The following is a 17173-nucleotide window of genomic DNA, read 5'->3' as shown; positions in this document are numbered from 1 at the left end:
CGTGGACGACGAATCAAATTCGCATCGGCATCACGACGTACTTAAAATCCGCATTCTCGGGAATGGTAATCAGCGCCGATGAATTGGCGTCACCCAGCGCGATGTTGACCTGGTCGCACTTGAGATTGTTGAGTACATCGAGCAGGTACGTGACATTGAAACCGATATCGACGCTGTCACCACCGTAGTCGATTTCGATCTCTTCGACCGACTCTTCCTGATCGGCGTTGGTCGAACTGACCTTCATGCTACCGGGTGTGACGATGCAGCGCACGCCCTTGAACTTGTCGCTGGTCATGATGGCGGCGCGTTGCAGCGAGCGCAGCAACTGGTCGCGACCCAGCGTGAAATTGTTCTTGTAGCCCTTCGGCACGACGCGGGTGTAGTCAGGGAATTTGCCTTCGACCAGTTTTGAAATCAGCTCGATATCGGCGAAGGTCAGCTTGACCTGATTGGGCGCGATGTCGATCTGGACCAGCTCGTCGGTGTCTTCGAGCAAGCGCTGCAATTCGATGATGGTCTTGCGCGGGATGATGACTTCCTGGCGCGTGAATTCCTGCTCGGTCTCGACCTGGCAAAACGCCAGTCGATGGCCGTCAGTGGCCACTGCAATCACGTTCTTGCCATCGACCACCAGCAACAACCCGTTGAGGTAGTAGCGGATATCTTGCTGGGCCATCGAAAAATGGACCATGTTGAACAGGTGCTTGAGCGTCTTTTGCGGCAGGCTCAATTGCGCGCTGTAATGCTCGGCTTGCGTGACAGTCGGGAATTCGTCGGCAGCCAGTGTTTGCAGTGCAAAGCGCGACTTACCGGACTGAACCGTCATGCGCTTGTTGGCCAGTGTCAGCGAGACATCGCCGGACTCGGGCAGCGCGCGCAAAATATCGAGCAGCTTGCGCGCCGCCACGGTGGTCGCGGCCAGCTCTTCGCCGCCGTCGACCGTGATGTGAGTAGTAATCTGGACTTCGATGTCCGTCGACAGAAACGAGACCTTGTCGCCATCCTTGCGTATGAGAATATTGGCCAGAATCGGCAATGTGTGCCGACGCTCGACAATACCGCTCACAATTTGCAGTGGCCGGAGTAAGGTGTCTCTGCTGGTTTTAACCAATTGCATGGTGTCATCCTTGGTAATCATTGTTGGTGGAAATGGCGCCAGTGAATACCCTGCCACTGGATCCGGCCCCTTGAATCAGACTGCAGTCTTCCTCGCCGCGTATTTTGACAGAAAAGGTTTTACTGCTGACAAAATGCGCGTCTCCGCACGATTCGCAAGACCAGCCGGCGCCAGCCTTGCGAGAGTTATCCACAGGACCGCAAGCAAGGCCTGCTTACCCTTTCAGCGTTTGTTCGAGCACATGCAATTCGTGGTTGCACTCGGGACTCTTCGAGCGATCGGCACCAATCTTGCGGACCGCATGCAAGACCGTGGTGTGATCGCGACCACCAAACAGCTCGCCAATTTCCGGCAGACTTTTTTGCGTCAACTCCTTGGCCAGGTACATGGCAATCTGGCGCGGACGGGCGATGTTCGCCGGACGCTTTTTCGAGTACATGTCAGCGACTTTGATATTGAAAAAGTCCGCGACCGTCTTCTGGATGTTTTCTACCGAGATCTGACGGTTCTGTACCGAGAGCAAATCCTTCAGCGCATCCTTGACGACTTCGATCGTGATGTCCTTGCCATGGAAACGCGAGAACGCCAGGATTTTGCGCAACGCGCCTTCCAGTTCACGCACGTTCGAGCGCAAGTGTTTGGCCACGAAGAACGCCACGTCATCAGAAAAATTAACGCCTTCCTGTGCCGCTTTTTTCAGCAGAATCGCCACGCGCATTTCGAGCTCGGGCGGCTCCACGGCCACCGTCAGGCCGGAATCAAAACGCGAAATCAGACGGTCATCCATGCCGGTGATTTCTTTCGGATAGGTATCGCTGGTGATGATGATCTGCTTCTTGGCTGCGATGAGCGCCTCGAAGGCATAAAAGAATTCTTCCTGGGTGCGGCTCTTGCCGCCAAAGAATTGAATATCATCGATCAGCAGGACATCGAGCGAATGGTAATAGCGCTTGAAGTCATCAAAACCTTTGCGCTGGTACGCGGTGACAACGTCGCGGACATATTGTTCAGCATGAATGTAGCGAATTTTGGCGGATGGATTGTCTGCCATGACCTGGTTGCCGATCGCATGTACCAGATGGGTTTTGCCGAGACCGACGCCGCCATACAGGAACAGCGGGTTATACGAGACGCCCGGATTATCAGCGACCTGAATGGCGGCGGCACGTGCAAGCTGGTTCGCCTTGCCGGTCACGAAACTGTCAAAGGTCAGCGCCGTATTGACGCGACTCTGGTCGCGGCGCGGCGCACTGTCGACCGGCGGCAAATCGATCAATCCGTCAATTGACGCCGACATTCCGTTAATGCCGTTACTTTCGGCCCGCGCTGCCACCGGCATTGCTGCGGTCGGCTTGCGTGGCGCATTAAGACGTGGGTCGAGCACAAACTGCACGTCGATCGGCTCTTCCCAATACTGACCTGCCAGTACCGTAATACGATTGGCGAATTGCGTTTTCACCCAGTCCAGCTTGAACCGGTTAGGCGCGGCGATGCGCAACCGGCCCTCTTCGTAATCGAGGGGCACCAGCGGTTTGATCCAGGCGCTAAATTGCTGCGGCGTTAATTCCTGCTCCAGCTGAGCTGAGCAGGTTTGCCAGAAATTATCCATGCATCTTCTATTGAATTGGGGGGAGGCGCGATGGCACTAACGTACAGTGCGGTCATTACCCTCGGACCGGTTGCAGCAGCCTGGGAGGGAAGGCCATATCGATTCGTATTCTACCCTTGACGGAGGGAGTTATCCACAGGCGGGAAGGACTATTTCGGCGCGAGGCGAGCATTCAGTCTGCATCAGGAATTCTCGCTAAGTAATTGACAAGCAAGCTAAAAGTGCTGTCTAATCCTGGGTTCACTGTTCGACCCGCCTGCGTACCATGCTGTTGCCGTTAGCAGCTTCATCCGCCTCTGGGGACAGAGTGAAGAACGATTGAAGCGCTTTCGGGCACCGGGCCGCAGACAACCCCGGACCGGGGCAATGCTCCGGCTTTCATACTCCGATTTTTTCCTGCTGATTAGCGAGACCACAATGAAACGTACTTATCAACCCTCCGTCGTTCGCCGTAAGCGTACCCATGGCTTTCGCGCTCGCATGGCAACCCGCGGCGGCCGCGCTGTGCTTAACGCACGTCGCAGCAAGGGCCGTAAGCGCCTGGCAGCTTAAAACCTGTTGCAACAGCTTATAGCTGGCGTGATTAGCGTCTGTTCACAGGACTTTGCACGCGAACGGCGCATCGTTAAAACGGATGAATTTTCATCCGTTTTTCGTTTGCGGCCGGTGTTTCGCAGCGCCCATTTCGTGCTGTACACCCGCGTCAATGCACTGACTCACGCCCGCCTGGGCGTCGTGGCCGCCAAGCGATTGGCACCACGCGCCGTCACGCGCAATACCGTCAAGCGCATTACCAGAGAATTGTTCCGGATTGCGGAGCTGCCACCAATCGATTGCATCGTACGGCTCTCGAAGCCCGTCAATGTTCGCAAGGGCCCTGCTACCACAACGACCTTGAAAGCTATGTTGCGGGCAGAGCTACTGCTGCTATTTGCATCGCAGCGGCCCAAGAGGACCGTTTGAAGTCGATATTGCTCCTGCTCTTGCGTGCCTATAAATTAGGCATCAGTCCTTTTCTGGGACAAAATTGCCGCTTTCTTCCGAGCTGTTCGGACTATGCCGCGCAGGCGATTACCGAGCACGGAGCACTGAAAGGCGGTATCCTCGCGGCCAAGCGTTTGGCCAGATGCCATCCGTGGCATCTGGGAGGGCTAGATCCGGTACCACAACGCGACACCGCGAGTACCGCTGCGACACCCTCCTGCGACTGCCACCACCACTGAACTCCTGACTACTCAATTATTTAAAACACTTATGGATATTCGACGTACCGTGCTGTGGGTTGTGTTCTCCTTGTCTCTGTTGATGCTTTGGGATAAATGGCAGCAACACAATGGCAAGCCTCCCATGCTGTTCCCGGGCACCAGCGAGCAGGCAAAGCCCGCCGATACCGGTCCTGCCAATGCCAATTCGGCAGCGCTTCCAACTCCAGCCACCGCACCAGGTACCGCTATCGGCGTGGACGCTGCGAATATAGCCGCCACCACCAAAGGCGAAACCATCACGATCACTACCGATATCTTCAAGGCGGATATCGATACGCAAGGTGGCGAATTGAAACGTCTTGAGTTGCTCAAGCACAAAGACACCATCGACAAGACAAAGAACATCGTCTTATTCGACAACAGCACAAGCCGCACTTACCTGGCCGAAACCGGCTTGATCGGCGGCGCCTTCCCTAGCCATAAAACCCTTTTTGTAGCTCGTCCCGGCGGGCGAACGATGGATGCCAGTGGCACCTTGCAGTTGGTACTCGATGCCGACCAGGGTGGCGTCAAGCTGACGAAAACCTACACATTCAAGCGCGCTGATTATCACATCGACCTGAAACATGACGTCACCAATACCGGTGCAACAGCAGTCACGCCGTCGGTCTACTTGCAACTGGTACGTGATGGCAGCAAGCCTGAAGGCGAGTCCTCGTTCTACAGCACCTTCACCGGACCTGCTGTCTACACCGACGCCGACAAGTTTCAGAAACTAAAATTCGAGAACATCGAAAAAGGTAGCGAAGAACACGCGAGCAAAGCCGACAACGGCTGGATTGCACTGATTCAGCATTATTTTGTTTCGGCGATCATCTTGCCACCAACGACACAACGCGAAATTTTCACGAAGAAAGTAGCGACCAACCTGTATGCAGTCGGTAGCATCGTGTCACTGGGATCGATTGCGCCAGGTGCCAGCGCCTCGCTGGATACGCTGTTGTATTCGGGACCTCAGGAATCAGCAGTGCTGGAACGCACTGCACCTGGACTTGACCTGGTCAAGGACTATGGCTGGCTTACTATCATTGCGAAGCCAATTTTCTGGTTGATGACGCAGATCCATAAAATCCTCGGCAATTGGGGCTGGACTATCATTGTCCTGACGATGCTGATCAAATTGGCATTCTTCCCGTTGTCGGCTGCAAGCTATCGCAGCATGGCAAAAATGAAAATGGTGACGCCGAAAATGACGGACATCCGCGAGCGCTTCAAGTCAGATCCGCAAAAAATGAATCAAGCCATGATGGCCTTGTACAAGACTGAAAAAATCAATCCTCTCGGTGGCTGTCTGCCGATCGTCGTGCAGATTCCAGTCTTCATTTCGCTGTATTGGGTCTTGCTGGCGAGCGTCGAAATGCGTAACGCACCCTGGCTCGGCTGGATTCAAGATTTGGCCTCACCGGATCCTTATTTTATTTTGCCGGTGCTGATGGCCGTATCGATGTTCGTCCAGACCAAGCTCAATCCGAAACCGCCGGATCCGATGCAAGCCAAGATCATGATGTTCATGCCGATCATCTTTTCCGTCATGTTCTTCTTTTTCCCCTCCGGTCTCGTACTGTACTGGGTAGTGAACAACGTGTTATCGATCGCTCAGCAATGGGTCATCACCAAAAAGGCGGAGGAACAGGCTAATTCAGCCTGAGTAGGTCGCTGCGGCTAAACAGCATTCGTTATTTCTACAGCCCGTGAATCTTTTCGCGGGCTTTTTTATTCCTGGCCTCCCTCTGGTAAAAGTTAAACTCCGTTCATGAACCTAGACTCCTTACCCATTGTTGCCATTGCCACAGCACCCGGACGCGGCGGTATCGGCGTCGTCCGGATATCCGGTAAGAATCTTGGCAACGTTGCCGCTGAGATTTGCGCACTGGTGCCTGGCAAGACGTTGCAACCGCGCCATGCCACCTACACCCGTTTTGTCGATGCCGATGGCAGCACCATCGATCAGGGCCTGGCGCTGTATTTCAAAGCACCGCATTCCTATACGGGTGAAGACGTACTCGAATTGCAGGGTCATGGCGGACCGGTCGTCATGCAACTGCTGCTGGCGCGATGCTTGCAAGCCGGCAGCAATATTGATCTCCGACTAGCGCAGCCTGGCGAGTTCACGCAGCGTGCATTCCTCAACGACAAACTCGACCTAGCGCAGGCCGAAGCGGTAGCCGACCTGATCGATGCCTCAACCGAAGCGGCGGCACGCTCGGCCTCGCAGTCCTTGTCGGGAGTTTTTTCGGGAATCATCCGGACCCTGGTCGAGCAAGTCACCAACCTGCGCATGCTGGTCGAGGCCACCCTCGACTTTCCGGAAGAAGAAATCGACTTTCTGGAAAAATCCGATGCCCGCGGCAAGCTGGCCGTAATACGCGATACCTTGCAGAAAGTATTTCGCCAATCTGCCCAGGGAGCCCTGCTGCGGGATGGACTCAATATCGTCCTTGCAGGACAGCCCAATGTTGGCAAGTCATCCTTGCTCAATGCACTGGCTGGTGCGGACATCGCAATCGTCACGCCCATTGCCGGTACCACGCGCGACAAGGTGACCGAGACTATCCAGATCGAAGGTATCCCGCTCAACATCATCGACACAGCGGGCATTCGTGATGTGGCAGAAGCGATTGACGAGGTCGAACGTATCGGTATCGAGCGCACCTGGACCGCGGTGGCACAAGCCGATGTGATCATTCATTTGCTGGATGCCTGTCGCGGACCAACTTTGGCTGATGAAAACATCGTTGCGCGCTTTCCCGCAAATATTCCGGTCATGCGGGTATGGAACAAGATTGATTTGTCGGGACACAAGCCCGCCATTGATCGCCTCGTTGACGCAACGCATATTTATCTATCAGCCACCAATCAGCTCGGCATGGAATTGCTACGCGAAGAATTATTACGGCTGGCTGGCTGGCAGCAAACGGGCGAATCGCTGTACCTTGCGCGCGAACGTCATCTCGTCGCGCTGGCAGCAGCGCAAACGCATCTTCAATTAGCTGCCGAGCATGCAGCGTTGAGCGACCATGCGCTGGATCTGTTCGCCGAAGAATTACGGCTGGCACAAGAACAGCTCAGCAGCATCACTGGTGCATTTACCCCGGATGACTTGCTAGGTGTAATTTTCAGCCGGTTTTGTATAGGAAAGTAGAAACTATAGTTGGTCGTCAACCAGTAGCCAGTGCCGAAAACTGCTCGGTAGAGACCGTCAACAGGGCCACTGAAGAACCGGTGCGTTCGATCAATCCCATGATCTGGTCGATCTCTCGATTGCACTTGAGAACTGCCGCGTCGATCCGTTTGCCGAGCTCTTCGGTACAGTACTTACCATGCTGTTCGCGAGCGCTGATCAGACGTGCCATGCGCAATCGGCTTTCAGTCAAATAGCGTGCAGCAACTTCGATGAATTCCATATGCAACTCACCGGCCAGCTTGGCCAGTCGCTGTGTATCGCTTACCAACAAGCCCATGTCCGCACGCAAACGTACGACGCTCAGTTCGAAAACATTGCCCGGAGATCGAACCTTGTGCGTGGTTGCCTGGGTAACTTGTTGCTGAAGGAGTGAGAATTTGCGAACGTTTTCGCCGATATGCCGGCCGAGAACTTCAATCTGGGCGCGCTGTTCGCAAAATTGAATGAGTGCAAGCTGGAAAGAATTTTGTTCAATCGATGACATTCGGATCTCCTCGCGGCAACTGGTCGGCTACCGCCAACTTCATAATTAGTATCGATCAAATACTAACCATAAGTTGTGGCGATGTACAGCGGAAGTTGCTCGAGGTAAATTTTAACGCGTAGTGAACGACCAGTTCTGAGTAGCAGCTACGCCGGATATCGTGCCAGTAAATTTTACATCGTAGGTGGTTGCGGCCACCAACTCGGATAACGGAATGATGGCTGCTGCAGAATTGGGGGTTTCAGGATCAGTGGCATTGGTCAGCAAACGTACGGCGAGTAACTGCCCACCACGAGCATTGATGGTGAAAGTCTGCACACTAACGACAGCATCAATATCTGCATGAATACTCACTGGATAGCCGACGGCGTTCTGATTTGGCACGGGATCAGGCGCTTCCTGGTCACTGTAAAAAACGGTTGCGATACCGGTCTGGTTAGCGAATGGATAGACGGCAAACTGTCCTTTACCAACACCAGCACCCAATCCGTTGGCAGCAAAGTTTACCGTCAGAAAGTTATATCCCGTCGCACTAAATCCGGCCGATCCGGCACCTGCTTCCCGGAACTTTGGCTCGAAAATTACAAATCGATGGTAAATGGCGGTAATCAAGTCTTCGGCATTGGCCGCGCCTGACAGATCGGCGCTTGCCGCAATGACCTCACCAAATGCATAGCTCGATGTCGTTGTAAAAACATAATTCGCAGCCTTAAGACGATCTGCGACGTCTGCCCCGGTAAAGCCGGGTCTACCGCTAACCTGAACGTGAGTAATCGTATCGTTGATCTTTTGATAGTTGGAATGCCCGCGCGCTGCAAGGTCAATATTGGCATTGCGGCTTAGTAAGGACAGTCCCATTTGTTGCCTACGGAAATTAAACCGGTTATACCCGTCTGTTGCCGTGTCGTTGGTGAGCGTCGGTGCTCCTGATTCTGCGGCCAGTTGTATCGACGTTTGGCCATTGGACACCGGGGTTGGTGTGCTGTTGCCGCCACCGCCACATGCTGCTAAAAGAAAAGATAGAAAAAGAGGGCCGGCAAAGGCGGCAACACGTCGTGATTGAGTCATCGGGTTTCTCCTGAGTACGCTGTTTCCGGGATACGCTGACGAGCGTATTTTGAGCATTCCGGCATAGTATTACAAACAGTTTTAACCAGCCGGGGACAGGTGTATGTATCCCACTCAAGCGGACTCGAAAACACCTGCCGAGCGATTTTTCTGTACCTTATCCCAATTGAAAAACTGCCCGTTCATGGCGACATAGACGCCCGGTGGCAATACTTGAGCAACGGCACAGGCAAATCCAAAATTAAACAGTGCATCCGAATTGGCGATTTCATAGGGAATCATTGCGCCAGTCAGAACGATGACTTTTAACAACCCGGCAGCACCCAGAACAGCCGCCGTTTCGCGCATCGTGTCGGTGCCATGAATAATCACTATAGCGGTCTGTGAGGATGCGCGGCACGAGGCCAGGATACGCAGCCGGTCGGAGTCTTGCATCTCCAGTGAATCAAGGAAAGGCAACTCTTCCAGGGCAACAGGTAGGGTGATACGGGCTCGAGCAATCGCCGCGGCCAAATGACCCGCACCAAAGGTCAACTTGCCGGTAATTTCATCGTAATGCTTATCAAAAGTACCGCCACTGGCAATGATACGAAGTGTCATGGGAGTCAGGCAGAGTGACCGGTTCAAGCAAGGTCGGAATGGCCATTGTAATTCAGTCCGTGTGATCGACTCCGGCCAAGTGGGAAAGGCACAATGCCAGCTGGCTTGAGACGATCAAGTGAAAATTGCCGCAAATGCTGATGCACGCTCTGGTTGATCGCTAACACGGCCTGCATAAGTAGCAAATCGACGACGTAGTTGGGCTGATGATCGATCCGTCTGCCGCGGGAATGCCATTCAGGTCTGGCCGTAGCACAACGATAGACGTCTGCCAACGTCAAGTCAGCAGGGTCTCCCGCGAGCGTCCAATGACCATCGGATGTTTCGATAACCAGCCCGTTACGGACAAGATCGAGGCAATGCTTACTGATGTCACGACCGCTACGCCCGGTATGGCGCTTCATTTGCGCCAGACTCAGCGGAGTTGGGGCGGCCCGGACCAGCTTCTCCAGCAGTTCGGTAATAGCGCAAAATCGTTCGTGCAAGTTTCCGTTTCCAAAAATGAAATCATTCACCGCTGTCATTGCTTCTCCATGATTGCTCGAAGGTAGCGCGACGCACCACCTCCTCACCTCGTATTTCAGGAAAAAAGAACGTGGCATCGTTATTTGACAAGCCTTGTTATCCCAAAAAGAGCTCATCGTAGGCGAACACAAGACTACAAAGCCAATGCCTTGTAAGCATCACTTTATGCGATTGGCACATAGATAGTCAGACTCTAGCGACCGATGCTGAGCGACGCGATATGTGCCGGAAAGATCTCGGTGCGGGAAACGAGACGGAAGAGCTGATTTTGAGGCGATCAAGCGAAAATTGGCGCAAGTGGAGAAAAACGCTCTGGTTGATTGCCATTGCTGCCTGCATGACCAACAAATTAGCGTCGTGTTGCTGGCGCTGTGGCCGGTGGCCGGGGAGCGGCTGAGATGCCGACAGCACTTGCTGGCCAACTGCTGGCTGTTCGGCCATAGCGCAACGAAATACGTCTTCCAAAGTCACCTGATCAGGCGCGCAAGCCAGAGACCAGCTACCGGCAACGTTCGGGCTGGATTGGAGGAGGGCGGCGCGGGTAAGTCCTGCGCATAAATTTTCAAGGTCAAGCTCGCTTTTGCCGGTACTCTCGGCAAGATGCCAGATACTGAGTTGTCGCGGTGCGCATGCGACAAACTTACCAAGAATTTCGGTAATCGCGCACAGCCGCTGGTGTAGGGCGCTATCGCCCAAAATGAAATCTTCTGTCTTCAAAACATTCTCCTGAGTCCGGCAGGTCGCCGGCACATTGGCCCCGGGTATCGGAACTGTTGCCGCAGAGCAGGGTTAGCTCTTGTTTAAGTTCATGTCATCGCGATAAAGCGGTAAACACAAAGTCTTTTAGCAAGTTACAGGCCAGCTTTCAGTCGGCATTTCAGCGTCTCAGCGTCGCTGTTTGTCATCCGTTGTCACGAAAGCGCCCTGATTTATATCCAACGCCGGTTTTGCGCCTCGCACTGGTGCATCGCGTGCAACGAATAGACAATTGCCGCTAAACTATTCGCCAAGTCCATTTAATCCAGACAAACCGACCATGAAACCTGTTGCGCCCGGTACAGTTATCTTTCACCGTCATCGCGGTTATGGTGTCATTGTCACGGTCAACCTGCTAACCGGATGGATCGCTGCTCGTTTTGGTAGCGAAGCCCGCACGCTGGATTTAAACCTGTCGTCCGACGAGATTCAGCATGCCGATGGCGATCCTATTTTATTTCGTCGCGCCCCCCCGGATCGCATGCCTCAAGCGCGCCTGATGGCCATGGTGCAAGAACTTCATCGCGCAGGATACCAACGCCTGTACTTGTATAACTGGCCTAAGCCATCCGGTATGCATTGGCGCTGGCAACTATTTTGTGGTCCGCGCAACTGGATGCAACGCCCCTGGCGCGAAGGCTGGTACGGATCTGGCGCCGATTACAATTTCAACCCAGTCATGGGCTGGGGAGATGCTCCGGGTGCCAGTACCACCGAGCTTGTCGAGGCACTGACACGCTTTGATCCGCAGGGCTTGGCACAGGCCCGCGGCCGTGACGAAGACCACACGGACTGGTTCGCTCGTGCCTGTGATTTACTGCTGCCTGACTATTCATTTAGTTTGAGCTGGAACCGCGATGACGGGCCTGTACCGGAGGGTATACCAATCATTGCGGTACGTACAGGTATCCAACCATATGATGGATCGCCATTGGCATGGCCACCCGGCTGGGCTAAATTGTGGAATCACGGCAATGTTTTGGATGGTCACTCTGGTGAAGTGTTGCGCTTCAAGACATCGAGTGCTGCATCCCTTGACTGATATTCAAGCAGGCAGCGTCAGAACGTTGCGTGGCACGCCAGCGGCAAAATCAACAATATTCTGAAAGGCAGCACTGAAATATAACTCGTAGCTGCGCTCCTCGACATAACCCAGATGAGGTGTCGCCAGCACATTGGAATACTGCAAAAGTGGGGATGTCGAGGGTAGTGGCTCGATATCAAAAACGTCCAGCGCGACGTACCCGGGACAACCAACTGAGAGTGCTTGTTGCAACGCGCCGGTTGCCAGCAACTCAGCACGACTGGTATTGACTAGTAATGCCGAACGTTTCATGCCGGCAAGATCCATGTCAGTAACGCAGCCGCAGGTTGCTTCACTCAAACGCAAATGCAGAGAAAGTACATCGGCACGCGCAAAAAATTCTTTTTTTGACGTTGCTGCCTCGAACCCATCGCTACGCGCCAATGCGCAGCTGGCGTCGCTTCCCCATATGAGGACAGGCATGCCGAATGCCTTGCCAAAACCAGCCACCAACCGGCCAATTTTTCCATATCCCCAAATTGCCAGAGTTTGTCCTTTTAGCACGCGGCCGAGCAAATTCTGCTCAGGCGCAGTCGATACCGTTTGCCACAACCCATCTCGTAAATTTGACGTGTAATCAGGAATCCGGCGCATTGATGCCATGATTAATGCCCAGGTCAATTCCGCAGGTGCTGTCGGATCACCGGTGCCTTCAACGATGGTGACGCCATTTGCAAAAGCAGCAACCAGATCGATATGGCCACCCACCTTACCTGTTTGCGAAATCAGTTTAAGGCGCGGCAATTTATTGAGCAATGCCCCTGGCAAGCGGGTCCGTTCGCGAATAAGGACCAATGCATCGAAGCTAGCAAGGCGAATTGCCAGTTGCCCCATGCCGCGGGCGGAATGGTTGAATATTTTGACATCATGGCCGGCCAGCAGGCTAAAACAGGACAGATGACGAACTCTGTCCTGATAATCATCAAGAATGGCAATTTTCATGGAGGAAGCTAAAAAATAGGAAGGGAGAACCGTAACAAAATAACCGCAACGAAAGAGACAAAGCACTTCACTACAAAAATCAGCTTCTTTTTACTACCTTCTTGTTGGGAATCACCTGGCTAAGCAAAACGCAGGTGTACAATTTCCTGTCATTTTCTCAGGCGGAATACCGTACCGGAACGATATATCCAGGAAAAAAATGACTACAAATTCCTGATTTCGAGGTGCGGTTATTATTTCATTGATCACCTCGGGAACAGATCTCTTTATCGGCATTGGAGGCTTCATTTCATGAATCAACCCGTTATGGGTGGCGTTGCCAGCATAAACGCCCCGTCTTACGTCAAACAGCAGCAATTGATCAACTGGGTTACCGAAGTAGCTTCGTTAACCAAACCGGCACGTATCGTCTGGTGCGATGGATCGCAAGAAGAGTATGACCGTCTGTGTGCAGAGATGGTCGCCTCCGGCACCATGAAAAAACTAAACCCCGAGAAACGTCCGAACAGCTATCTGGCCTGTTCGGATCCTGGAGATGTCGCACGCGTCGAAGACCGCACCTTCATTTGCTCTGCCCATGAAGCCGAAGCTGGTCCGACCAACAACTGGCAGCCACCAGCCGAAATGCGATTGACCCTCAACGGACTCTTCGACGGATGCATGCAAGGGCGCACCCTTTACGTCGTTCCTTTTTCGATGGGCCCCCTGGGTTCACCGATTGCACACATTGGCGTGGAATTATCCGACTCCCCTTACGTTGCCGCCAACATGCGCGTAATGACACGCATGGGAAAAGCCGTGTACGAAGTTCTTGGTACCGATGGTGAATTCGTTCCTTGCGTTCACAGCGTTGGCGCACCGCTGCAGGCCGGCCAAAAGAGCGTGGCGTGGCCATGTAATCCGACCAAATATATTGTACATTTTCCCGAAACCCGAGAAATTTGGTCGTATGGTTCAGGTTACGGCGGCAATGCCTTGCTCGGTAAAAAATGCTTCGCATTGCGTATTGCCTCAAGCATGGGACGTGCGCAAGGATGGTTGGCAGAGCACATGCTAATCCTCGGCGTCGAGTCGCCGGCAGGAAAAAAACACTATGTTGCTGCAGCATTCCCTTCCGCCTGCGGCAAAACCAACTTTGCCATGCTTATTCCACCTGTTGGATTTGAAGGGTGGAAAGTCACTACGATTGGTGATGACATTGCTTGGATTAAACCAGGTGCGGATGGACGGCTGTATGCAATCAATCCCGAAGCAGGTTATTTTGGCGTCGCTCCTGGGACCAACCAGAAAACCAATTTTAATTGCATGGCGTCAATGACAAGCAATACGATTTTTACCAATGTCGCTTTAACCGATGATGGCGATGTCTGGTGGGAAGGCCTGACCAAACAAGCACCTGCGCATCTGATCGACTGGCAAGGTAAAGACTGGACACCTGAAATCAGTCAGGAAAGCGGACGTAAAGCAGCCCACCCCAATGCACGTTTTACCGTCGCAGCGATTCAAAATCCAGTGATCGACGCTGCATGGGACGACCCGGCTGGCGTACCTATTTCAGCGTTTATTTTTGGTGGTCGACGTTCTACAACGGTCCCGCTGGTTACCGAAGCTCGTGACTGGGTCGAAGGCGTCTACATGGCTGCGACAATGGGATCGGAGACCACTGCAGCGGCAACAGGCCAGATGGGCATAGTTCGTCGCGATCCATTCGCGATGCTGCCGTTCATTGGCTACAACATGAGTGATTATTTCCAGCATTGGCTGGATATGGGCGAAAAACTGGCTGCTACGGGAGCTACATTACCAAGTATCTTTTGCGTTAATTGGTTCCGTACCGATAGCGAGGGCAAGTTTGTATGGCCTGGCTTCGGGGATAATATGCGCGTACTGAAATGGATGCTGGACCGGATAGAGCAAAAATCCGGCGGCGTAGAGCATTTATTTGGGACAACACCACGCCATACAGATCTGAACTGGGAGGGTACTGACTTCTCACCTGAGCAATTCGATCAAATTACCTCGATCGATGTAGCGGCCTGGAAAGATGAATTAAAATTGCACACGGAGTTATTCGAAAAACTTCATCATCATTTGCCGCAAAAATTGGTAGATGTACGGGACAAGCTCGAAAAAACCTTGATGATATAGTTCTTGTCGCTTTTGACAACGCGCAATCTGATGGTTGGATTGCGCTTTCCGGTCTGAAAATCCGTCACTGATGAGTACATTTGTGACGCTTAAGTCTTAACGTCGTGATGAACGGGGCACTAAATTACCAATCGGTGCACCAGTGCGAAAAACGTCTGATCGATAGACCGCGATGTACAGAAACCCGATCCGATACCTCAGCAATGTCAGCCATTGATAGACCGACAACCCTTTTCGGCAAAATGTTGTCCGACAACGTTAACCCCTGTTTTTTGCCATGCAGTATCAGGGACAGGACAGTGAAATGATCTACCGTCGGTGTCGAAGTTGGTATTTTCATAGCAATCTCTCCAATATTTCTACATCAAATCGCAACGCTAGTCAGTCGCGTGAAGCCACGGCGCGCAGTTCTGATGCCATGTTCGGTTGCGAGATATCGAGATCTTGCGCCATCCGGTTCAAAATTAACATGCCACGTAAATGACTACGAATCGAGCGCTGTTCAAGTGACTTGCGCGGTTTCAGTGCAACAAGGCTTGCACGAGCGAGACCAAGCAACAAAGGCTTAAAAATCAGGAATAAGGTCAGGACTGCACCGATACCAAGTAAAGGCCGCGCAGCAACAATAATTGAACTGATGACTGCCTGGGCGACCGGGATAGCTGATTGAGCTGGAAATGCAATGGCCAGTATGGACATGGGGAACCTTGATAAATTTGTCTTATATGTTGCGCTGCAGTATGAAGATCCGGCTGTTATTAATCCAATTCCGATATCACATATCAGTTATACTTTTTGTGAATGAAATCAAGTCAATAGCGCTATTAAATTCCATTTTTTACCGGCCGCCAGAACCAATGAGCTTCCTCACACTTGATCTCAATTTGCTGCGCGTTTTCGATGCCGTGATGAGTGAACGTAATCTCACACGCGCAGCGAATCGTCTTGCCATGACACAACCAGCGGTTTCCAATGCCCTAAAGCGGTTGCGCGATTCTGTAGGAGATGAATTGCTGATCCGGACTGCCCATGGTGTAAAGCCAACGCCTCATGCAGATGAACTGTGGCCGGCAGTTCGACGAGCTCTGTCTGATCTGGAAGCGGCCATGGCACCGCAGAGCTTTGACGTATCAACTACGCAAGCAACTTTTCGCATGGCAATGGCCGATGCGACAGCAGCACTATGGCTACCTTCCTTGGTTCGTTCCATTGAACGCGATGCCCCGCGTGTGAATGTCAGGATGGTCCCGCTGACAACACGCGAGCCGCGGCCTATGCTTTTGCGTGGAGACATCGACCTGGCAATTGGATTTTTTCCTGGTGTTGTTGCACAACTGGCGGGTGAACCCGACACACCAATTCGCCATGAATTACTGTATTCAGGACAATATGCCTGTGTAATGCGCAAACAACATCCGCTGGCAAAGAAAGAACTAACGCTCGATTCGTATTGCGCAGCAAATCATTTGCTCGTGAGTTTTTCAGGCCGGGCTCACGGAATTGTCAGTGATACCCTGACACATCTGGGCCGGGAGCGTCGTATTTTATTGACCGTCAATCACTTTTTTACCGCAGGGCGCGTGGTGGCAAATTCGGACTTGCTCACCGTCATTCCCCGCCATCTGATTGCATCAACCGGTATGACCGGCGAGCTGATAGCAAAAGAATTACCGTTTGATTTGCCGCAAGTCCAAGTCGACATGCTTTGGCACGAACGCGATGCTCGCAGTCCATCTCACAAGTGGCTGCGCGAACATATGACGACGATTACTGATGAATCGTTTCTACGAGACACTGTAAGACGTTAGTACCAATTAACGGATCGGCAGCTTGGTCGTATTTTTGACTTCTTCCATCACTGCGTAGGTATGCGTTTCGCGAACGCCTTTCAGTTGTAACAACGACTTCCCAAGAAATTCCCGATAAGCATTCATGTCGCACACTCTGGCCTTCACCAGATAATCAAATCCGCCTGCCACCATGTGGCACTCAAGTACCTCCGGAATAATCTGGACGCTACGTTTGAACGCATCGAAAACTTCGGGCGTTGTCCTATCCAGGACCACTTCAATAAAAACCAGTAACGAGACATCCAGCAATTGCGGGTTCAATTGTGCCGTGTACCCCAGGATATAACCGCCTTCTTGCAATTTCCGTACTCGCTCGAGACAAGCTGCCGGTGACAGGTTGACGCGCGCCGATAGCTCTACATTGCTGATTCGACCATCGTTTTGCAGCTCGTTAAGTATTTTTTTGCTTATTTTGTCTAGCATTGCAAATCTCGGGTAAGAATTTTATTTGGCTAAATTTTCTCACCAAATATAAAATTTTGATAGTAGATAGTAATACCAGAATTAATGCAGGATTTTCGCACATACAATCAAATAT

At 52.5% G+C, this 17173-nt stretch carries 18 protein-coding genes; 8 read left to right on the top strand and 10 right to left on the bottom strand.

Features of this window, described 5'->3' with window-relative positions:
• Positions 1-13: 13 nt before the first annotated feature.
• Positions 14-1120: a DNA polymerase III subunit beta gene (dnaN, locus tag RHM62_RS01790; protein ID WP_322123879.1), complete on the bottom strand. Its 1107-nt coding sequence runs from the start codon at positions 1118-1120 to the stop codon at positions 14-16.
• Positions 1121-1334: 214 nt separating this feature from the next.
• Positions 1335-2729 carry a chromosomal replication initiator protein DnaA gene (gene dnaA, locus RHM62_RS01785; protein ID WP_322123878.1) on the bottom strand — a complete coding sequence of 465 codons (1395 nt, stop codon included), beginning with the start codon at positions 2727-2729 and terminating at the stop codon, positions 1335-1337.
• A 417-nt stretch (positions 2730-3146) separates the two neighbouring features.
• On the opposite strand from dnaA, the gene rpmH reads away from it, so the two are divergent.
• From rpmH to mnmE, 5 genes are all read left to right on the top strand, one after another.
• A complete protein-coding gene (rpmH, locus tag RHM62_RS01780) occupies positions 3147-3281 on the top strand; it encodes a 50S ribosomal protein L34 (RefSeq protein WP_009664891.1) in 135 nt (44 codons plus the stop codon).
• A 6-nt stretch (positions 3282-3287) separates the two neighbouring features.
• Entirely contained in the window at positions 3288-3692 is a 405-nt protein-coding gene (gene rnpA / locus RHM62_RS01775) for a ribonuclease P protein component (RefSeq protein WP_322123877.1), read from the top strand.
• Entirely contained in the window at positions 3689-3952 is a 264-nt protein-coding gene (yidD, locus tag RHM62_RS01770) for a membrane protein insertion efficiency factor YidD (RefSeq protein ID WP_322123876.1), read from the top strand. Before rnpA ends, yidD begins: the two co-directional genes overlap by 4 nt.
• 31 nt (positions 3953-3983) lie before the next feature.
• A complete protein-coding gene (yidC, locus tag RHM62_RS01765; protein ID WP_322123875.1) occupies positions 3984-5642 on the top strand; it encodes a membrane protein insertase YidC in 1659 nt (552 codons plus the stop codon).
• Between the two features lie 105 nt (positions 5643-5747).
• Positions 5748-7136, top strand: coding sequence for a tRNA uridine-5-carboxymethylaminomethyl(34) synthesis GTPase MnmE (gene mnmE / locus RHM62_RS01760; RefSeq protein ID WP_322123874.1), 1389 nt, complete (start codon positions 5748-5750; stop codon positions 7134-7136).
• A gap of 16 nt (positions 7137-7152) precedes the next feature.
• Here mnmE and RHM62_RS01755 read toward each other — a convergent pair whose 3' ends face one another.
• From RHM62_RS01755 to RHM62_RS01735, 5 genes are all read right to left on the bottom strand, one after another.
• Positions 7153-7662, bottom strand: a complete 510-nt coding sequence (locus tag RHM62_RS01755; RefSeq protein ID WP_322123873.1) for a hypothetical protein — start codon at positions 7660-7662, stop codon at positions 7153-7155.
• Positions 7663-7773: 111 nt separating this feature from the next.
• Positions 7774-8730 carry a CAP domain-containing protein gene (locus RHM62_RS01750; RefSeq protein WP_322123872.1) on the bottom strand — a complete coding sequence of 319 codons (957 nt, stop codon included), beginning with the start codon at positions 8728-8730 and terminating at the stop codon, positions 7774-7776.
• A 114-nt stretch (positions 8731-8844) separates the two neighbouring features.
• A complete protein-coding gene (locus tag RHM62_RS01745; protein ID WP_322123871.1) occupies positions 8845-9330 on the bottom strand; it encodes an asparaginase domain-containing protein in 486 nt (161 codons plus the stop codon).
• Positions 9331-9353: 23 nt separating this feature from the next.
• The gene (locus RHM62_RS01740) at positions 9354-9854 is read right to left on the bottom strand and encodes a hypothetical protein (RefSeq protein WP_322123870.1); all 501 of its coding nucleotides are present in this window, start codon (positions 9852-9854) and stop codon (positions 9354-9356) included.
• Positions 9855-10041: 187 nt separating this feature from the next.
• Positions 10042-10572, bottom strand: coding sequence for an Rrf2 family transcriptional regulator (locus RHM62_RS01735; RefSeq protein WP_322123869.1), 531 nt, complete (start codon positions 10570-10572; stop codon positions 10042-10044).
• Positions 10573-10891: 319 nt separating this feature from the next.
• Between RHM62_RS01735 and RHM62_RS01730 the strand changes: the two genes are divergently transcribed.
• A complete protein-coding gene (locus RHM62_RS01730; RefSeq protein ID WP_322123868.1) occupies positions 10892-11653 on the top strand; it encodes an L-asparaginase in 762 nt (253 codons plus the stop codon).
• A 3-nt stretch (positions 11654-11656) separates the two neighbouring features.
• Here the strand turns inward: RHM62_RS01730 and RHM62_RS01725 are convergent, their stop codons facing one another.
• Positions 11657-12637 (bottom strand): D-2-hydroxyacid dehydrogenase family protein, encoded by a 981-nt coding sequence (locus tag RHM62_RS01725; protein WP_322123867.1) that lies wholly within the window; start codon positions 12635-12637, stop codon positions 11657-11659.
• Positions 12638-12928: 291 nt separating this feature from the next.
• Between RHM62_RS01725 and RHM62_RS01720 the strand changes: the two genes are divergently transcribed.
• On the top strand, positions 12929-14785 hold the full coding sequence (locus RHM62_RS01720; protein WP_322123866.1) for a phosphoenolpyruvate carboxykinase (GTP): 1857 nt from the start codon (positions 12929-12931) through the stop codon (positions 14783-14785).
• Positions 14786-15166: 381 nt separating this feature from the next.
• Here RHM62_RS01720 and RHM62_RS01715 read toward each other — a convergent pair whose 3' ends face one another.
• On the bottom strand, positions 15167-15484 hold the full coding sequence (locus RHM62_RS01715) for a hypothetical protein (RefSeq protein WP_322123865.1): 318 nt from the start codon (positions 15482-15484) through the stop codon (positions 15167-15169).
• 158 nt (positions 15485-15642) lie between these two features.
• On the opposite strand from RHM62_RS01715, the gene RHM62_RS01710 reads away from it, so the two are divergent.
• A complete protein-coding gene (locus RHM62_RS01710) occupies positions 15643-16593 on the top strand; it encodes a LysR family transcriptional regulator (RefSeq protein ID WP_322123864.1) in 951 nt (316 codons plus the stop codon).
• Positions 16594-16599: 6 nt separating this feature from the next.
• Here the strand turns inward: RHM62_RS01710 and RHM62_RS01705 are convergent, their stop codons facing one another.
• Positions 16600-17058 (bottom strand): Lrp/AsnC ligand binding domain-containing protein, encoded by a 459-nt coding sequence (locus RHM62_RS01705; protein ID WP_009666118.1) that lies wholly within the window; start codon positions 17056-17058, stop codon positions 16600-16602.
• Between the last annotated feature and the right edge of the window lie 115 nt (positions 17059-17173).

Source organism: Actimicrobium sp. CCC2.4, from assembly GCF_034347385.1.
GTDB lineage: Bacteria > Pseudomonadota > Gammaproteobacteria > Burkholderiales > Burkholderiaceae_D > Actimicrobium.
Note: the sequence above shows the minus strand (reverse complement) of the source record. Positions and strands in the feature narration are given on the sequence as shown.